At 64.1% G+C, this 3,976-nt stretch carries 6 protein-coding genes; 2 read left to right on the forward strand and 4 right to left on the reverse strand.

Annotation, left to right across the window (positions count from 1 at the left end):
• Window positions 1-172: 172 nt before the first annotated feature.
• A complete protein-coding gene (locus P1U55_RS09510) occupies window positions 173-1,111 on the forward strand; it encodes an SDR family NAD(P)-dependent oxidoreductase (RefSeq protein ID WP_301047338.1) in 939 nt (312 codons plus the stop codon).
• Between the two features lie 215 nt (window positions 1,112-1,326).
• On the opposite strand, the gene P1U55_RS09515 is transcribed toward P1U55_RS09510, so the two are convergent.
• Window positions 1,327-1,692 carry a MaoC/PaaZ C-terminal domain-containing protein gene (locus tag P1U55_RS09515; protein WP_301047339.1) on the reverse strand — a complete coding sequence of 122 codons (366 nt, stop codon included), beginning with the start codon at window positions 1,690-1,692 and terminating at the stop codon, window positions 1,327-1,329.
• The gene (locus P1U55_RS09520; protein ID WP_301047340.1) at window positions 1,689-2,183 is read right to left on the reverse strand and encodes a MaoC family dehydratase N-terminal domain-containing protein; all 495 of its coding nucleotides are present in this window, start codon (window positions 2,181-2,183) and stop codon (window positions 1,689-1,691) included. Before P1U55_RS09520 ends, P1U55_RS09515 begins: the two co-directional genes overlap by 4 nt.
• A gap of 272 nt (window positions 2,184-2,455) precedes the next feature.
• Here P1U55_RS09520 and P1U55_RS09525 point away from each other — a divergent pair, with 272 nt between their 5' ends.
• Window positions 2,456-2,923 (forward strand): hypothetical protein, encoded by a 468-nt coding sequence (locus P1U55_RS09525; RefSeq protein ID WP_301047341.1) that lies wholly within the window; start codon window positions 2,456-2,458, stop codon window positions 2,921-2,923.
• A gap of 73 nt (window positions 2,924-2,996) precedes the next feature.
• Here P1U55_RS09525 and P1U55_RS09530 read toward each other — a convergent pair whose 3' ends face one another.
• On the reverse strand, window positions 2,997-3,668 hold the full coding sequence (locus P1U55_RS09530) for an SOS response-associated peptidase (RefSeq protein WP_301047342.1): 672 nt from the start codon (window positions 3,666-3,668) through the stop codon (window positions 2,997-2,999).
• A gap of 3 nt (window positions 3,669-3,671) precedes the next feature.
• Window positions 3,672-3,971, reverse strand: coding sequence for a DUF1992 domain-containing protein (locus P1U55_RS09535; RefSeq protein WP_301047345.1), 300 nt, complete (start codon window positions 3,969-3,971; stop codon window positions 3,672-3,674).
• Window positions 3,972-3,976 lie beyond the last annotated feature (5 nt).

Raw genomic sequence — 3,976 nt, forward strand, 5'->3', positions numbered from 1 at the left:
GCGGCGTAACTGATCTGGATCAGTCTTTAACGTATTATTTACCAGAAACCTGCATTGGTGAGCAAGATTTGGCCACCAGGCGCCCCTCTCGCGGTTGGGGGCTTTAGAGGTGAAGAGAAGTCGGTACATTTTGAGGACCTTGCTGTGAGGTTTGTTTAGGATGGATTTGTAAATGGGCACGCCCCGGCTTTTGGATCAACATGCGCTGGTGATTGGCGCCAATGGCTTTATCGGCCGCCACGTTGTGCGCAGGCTGCTCGCCGAGGGCGCGGCGGTGAGAATCATGGATATCTCGCCGGCAACGGAAGAGTTCAGCCAGTTGGAGCAGGCGACCGGCTCGGTGGCTGACACCGAACTGTTGGCCTCTGCGGTCGATGGGGTTGATCTGGTGGTTTACCTCGCCAATTCCTCGCTGCCCGGCTCCGCCAGCGATGACCTTTCGGGAGAGGTGACAGCGCATGTGGCCGTCACGGTGAAGGCCGCCGAGATATGCGCGCAAAAGGGGGTGAAACGCTTCCTTTTTGCCTCGTCCGGCGGCACGGTTTATGGCGCGTCCTCAGAGGCCCCGCTGAAGGAAGACAGCCCGACACGCCCCCGCAATGCCTATGGGGCGTCCAAGCTTTCGATCGAGCATTACCTGAGCCTGCTGCGCCGGGAGCGCGGGCTGATCACCCTGCCGCTGCGCATTTCCAACCCCTATGGCAGGGGGCAACGGGCGCTGCGCAGCCAGGGGTTTATTGCCGCCGCGATGCAACATGCGGTTGAGGGCACGCAGCTTTCGATCTGGGGGGATGGCTCTGTTCAGCGGGACTTTTTGCACATCTCCGATTTGGTGGAAGCCTTTGTCGCTGCGGCACTGGCCGAGGATCCGCCGGAGGTGGTGAACATCGGCTCGGGGCGCGCCGTTTCGCTGCGCGAGGTGCTGGAGCAGGTTGAGGCAGCGGTGGGGCGCAAGATTGATGTGACCTATGCGCCGGGGCGGCATGTGGATGTGGCCCGCAATGTGCTGGATATTACCCGCGCCAGGGAAACGCTGGGCTGGGAGCCGCAGGTTTCGCTTGGTGAAGGCTTGGCGCGCACCGCCAAGTGGTGGCTGGAGCGCAGCGAGTAACCCCTGCCCCGCAGCAAGCAGCGGGGGTTGGCCGCCCTGCGGCCTTCATGGTCTGCTTCAGGCAAAACGCCGGCGGTTCGCCGATCACGGTGACGGCCGCACCATGGTGACTGCGCTGTGCGACCGGGTTGATGCCTTCAACGCAGATATGCGGCTGTTCTATCACGGGGGCCTTTATCCCGGCGCTCTATCTGGCGGTGTTCCGGGGTGGCGGATTAAGGCGCCCCAAGCCGTGCGCGGCCTCTCAGCACCACGCTGCCCGCCTCGGTGGTGGCTGTCAGGGTGAGGTGATCTTCGGCGGGTTCGGCCTTGAGCGTGAGGGTGCAGCCCAGCGGCATGGGGTCGGCAAAGCGGCAATTGATCTCTTTGAGCGTAAGGCCCGAAGCGGCGGCGTGATCGGTGACAAGGCGGGTGAGCGCGCCCATGGCGAGCATCCCGTGGGCCAGCACATCCTTATAGCCAGCGGCCTGCGCGAAGGCGGGATCAAGGTGCAGGGGGTTCCTGTCGCCCGAGGCCTCGGCGAAGGCGCGCAGCTGCGCACGGGTGATCGGGCCAAAGCTGCGGGGCGCGGGCGCGGTCATGCGGGAAGCCTGTGGATGAGGGTGCGGGTGACTTTGGTGCATAGGCCACGGTGCGATGTGAAGCGGGTCACCGAATGGGCAGTGTCGATCCGGGCGCGGGGGGTATAGCGAAAGCCGGTGATCTCATGCTGCACGGTGATCGCATCGCCTGCATGGATCGGCGCGTGCAGGCTGTAGCTCTCCTGCCCGTGCAGGATGCGGGCGAAATCTGCTTTGAGCAGGGCCAGCAGGCCCGGAGAGCCTTGGGCGGCAAGCGCGGTTTCGGCGAGGTTTTCGAGCGTTTGGGCAAATGTCGGCGGGGCGAGCAGGCCGGGGTGGCCAGCCGCGCGGGCGGCGGCCTCATCGGTGTGCACCGGGGCGGTTTCACCGATCGCGGCGCAAAAGGCGCGGATGCGGGCGGCTTCAACCGGCACGGTGACGGGGGCGGTTTTGGCCCCTTCGGCGCTGCGGCAAAAGCAGCCGGGAGGGAGGGGAGAGGGAACGGCGGTCATTGCGCGAGCCTAGCGGCTCTTGGTGCCGCTTGCACCCTTTGGCGTGCGGGGCGCGATGAGGGCCAAACCCACGTAATTCCGGCCACGTCGCGCCCGGCGGTGGGGGCCTGCCGGTGAGGCACCGGCACAGGGAGCAGGCCGTAAACACCACTAAAAAAGCATAAAATAAACCAGATCTGCCCAACCTCCGCCACGGTTCGGCCCGGATTTGGAGGCATAACCAGTCGCGATACCTCTCGGGTTGGGGCCCGAACGCAGAAAAGGAGGCTCCGATGCTGCGCAATACTGTGACCTACGCCGCCCTCGGCCTGGCGCTTTCCGCCGGTGCCGCCATGGCGGAAACTCATGAAGTGACGATCTTTGATAACGACCTCATGCCGCCCGTCGTTTATGCCCAGCCGGGTGATCGGGTGCGTTTCATCAATGACGATCTTGGCACGCATGTGGTGTGGTCGACCGACGACAGCTGGACAACGGGTTATATCGACTCAGGGATCGGGGTCGAGTTCACCGTAACCGAGACCATGAGCCTGGAATACAAGCTCGACGAGGCTTACTTCCTCGATTACTCGGCCGACAACTGGCAGGACGAGATTGAAGGCGTGCAGGAAACTGGCCTCGACATTTCGGACACCAACAACAACGGCGAGCTTGATGAGGGCGAAATCTACTTTGAGTCCGCTCAGGCAGACTCCACAGAGGAAGAAACTATCGTGATCGTTGACGGTGAAGACGGCTGATAGCTGCGCCCGAAACGAAGGTTTTTAAAGGGCCGCTCCCGGCGATGGGGGCGGCCTTTTTCTTGGGGGGTGATCAAGCGCCGAGCGGCTCGATCAGCGCAGGCCCGCTGGCACGGTTGGAATTGACGGCCCGGTCAACGCGCCACATTTGCAGGCTACCTTTGGGCGGGGGTGCCATGAGGGGCGCGGCGCCTTTGCCGGACTCGCCCAGCCACAGGGGCCAATCCTCGGGCGAAAGGATCACCGGGGTGCGGTGGTGAATTTCGGCCATTTCGTGGGTGGCGGCACAGGTGACAATGGCGCAGGTCGCGCCCTCAAATGCCTCGCCCTCGCGGGACCAGTCCTGCCAGATCGCCGCAAAGGCCAGCGGCGCGCCATCGAAGCGGCTGATATACCACGGCAGGCGATTGCCCTCGGCGTCTTTTGTCCATTCATAAAACCCGGAAGCGGGCACAAGGCAGCGGCGTTCGCGGCAGGCGGCGCGGAAGGCGGGCTTTTCGGCGATGGTTTCGGCGCGGGCATTGATCAGCAAGGGTCCATCGGCGGGCGATTTATACCAATGCGGGATCAGGCCCCAGCGCATGGGGCGCAAATGCCGCGTGCCCTCACCGGCGGTGACGGTGGCGATTTGCGTGGTGGGGCACACATTGAAATTGGGCACCGGGGGCAGATCATTGGCGGGCGTGGCGTTAAACAGGCGGGCCATGGCCTCGGTGGGCAGGGTGATGGAAAAGCGGCCGCACATCGCCTAGCGCCGCCGGGCGAGTTCGATCTTCGCCTCCATCAGAGACATCTCGCGCAGGATCTCGGTGCGGCGGGTGCGATCTCCAGTTTCGCGCAGCGCCTCGCGCAGGCGAGCCAGCTCACGCGAGAGGCTCACGAACTCGGGCACCGCGCCGTTTTCCTTGAGGATGCGGGTCATCGTGGCATTTTCGGGGTCGTCAACCTGCGGCAAGGGCTTGCCCGCGCCTTCAAGCCCCTCAAAGGCGCCCTCGGCCTCGGCCTTGGCGATGCGGGCATTGATGAGATCAATCAGCGGGTGGTCCATCAGGC

It is taken from the genome of Vannielia sp. (genome assembly GCF_029212645.1).
Lineage (GTDB): Bacteria > Pseudomonadota > Alphaproteobacteria > Rhodobacterales > Rhodobacteraceae > Vannielia.

Coding starts and splice junctions, on each gene's coding strand:
- P1U55_RS09510 (WP_301047338.1), top strand. CDS start 173: ATGGGCACGCCCCGGCTTTTGGATCAACATGCGCTGGTGATTGGCGCC.
- P1U55_RS09515 (WP_301047339.1), bottom strand. CDS start 1,692: ATGACCGCGCCCGCGCCCCGCAGCTTTGGCCCGATCACCCGTGCGCAG.
- P1U55_RS09520 (WP_301047340.1), bottom strand. CDS start 2,183: ATGACCGCCGTTCCCTCTCCCCTCCCTCCCGGCTGCTTTTGCCGCAGC.
- P1U55_RS09525 (WP_301047341.1), top strand. CDS start 2,456: ATGCTGCGCAATACTGTGACCTACGCCGCCCTCGGCCTGGCGCTTTCC.
- P1U55_RS09530 (WP_301047342.1), bottom strand. CDS start 3,668: ATGTGCGGCCGCTTTTCCATCACCCTGCCCACCGAGGCCATGGCCCGC.
- P1U55_RS09535 (WP_301047345.1), bottom strand. CDS start 3,971: ATGGACCACCCGCTGATTGATCTCATCAATGCCCGCATCGCCAAGGCC.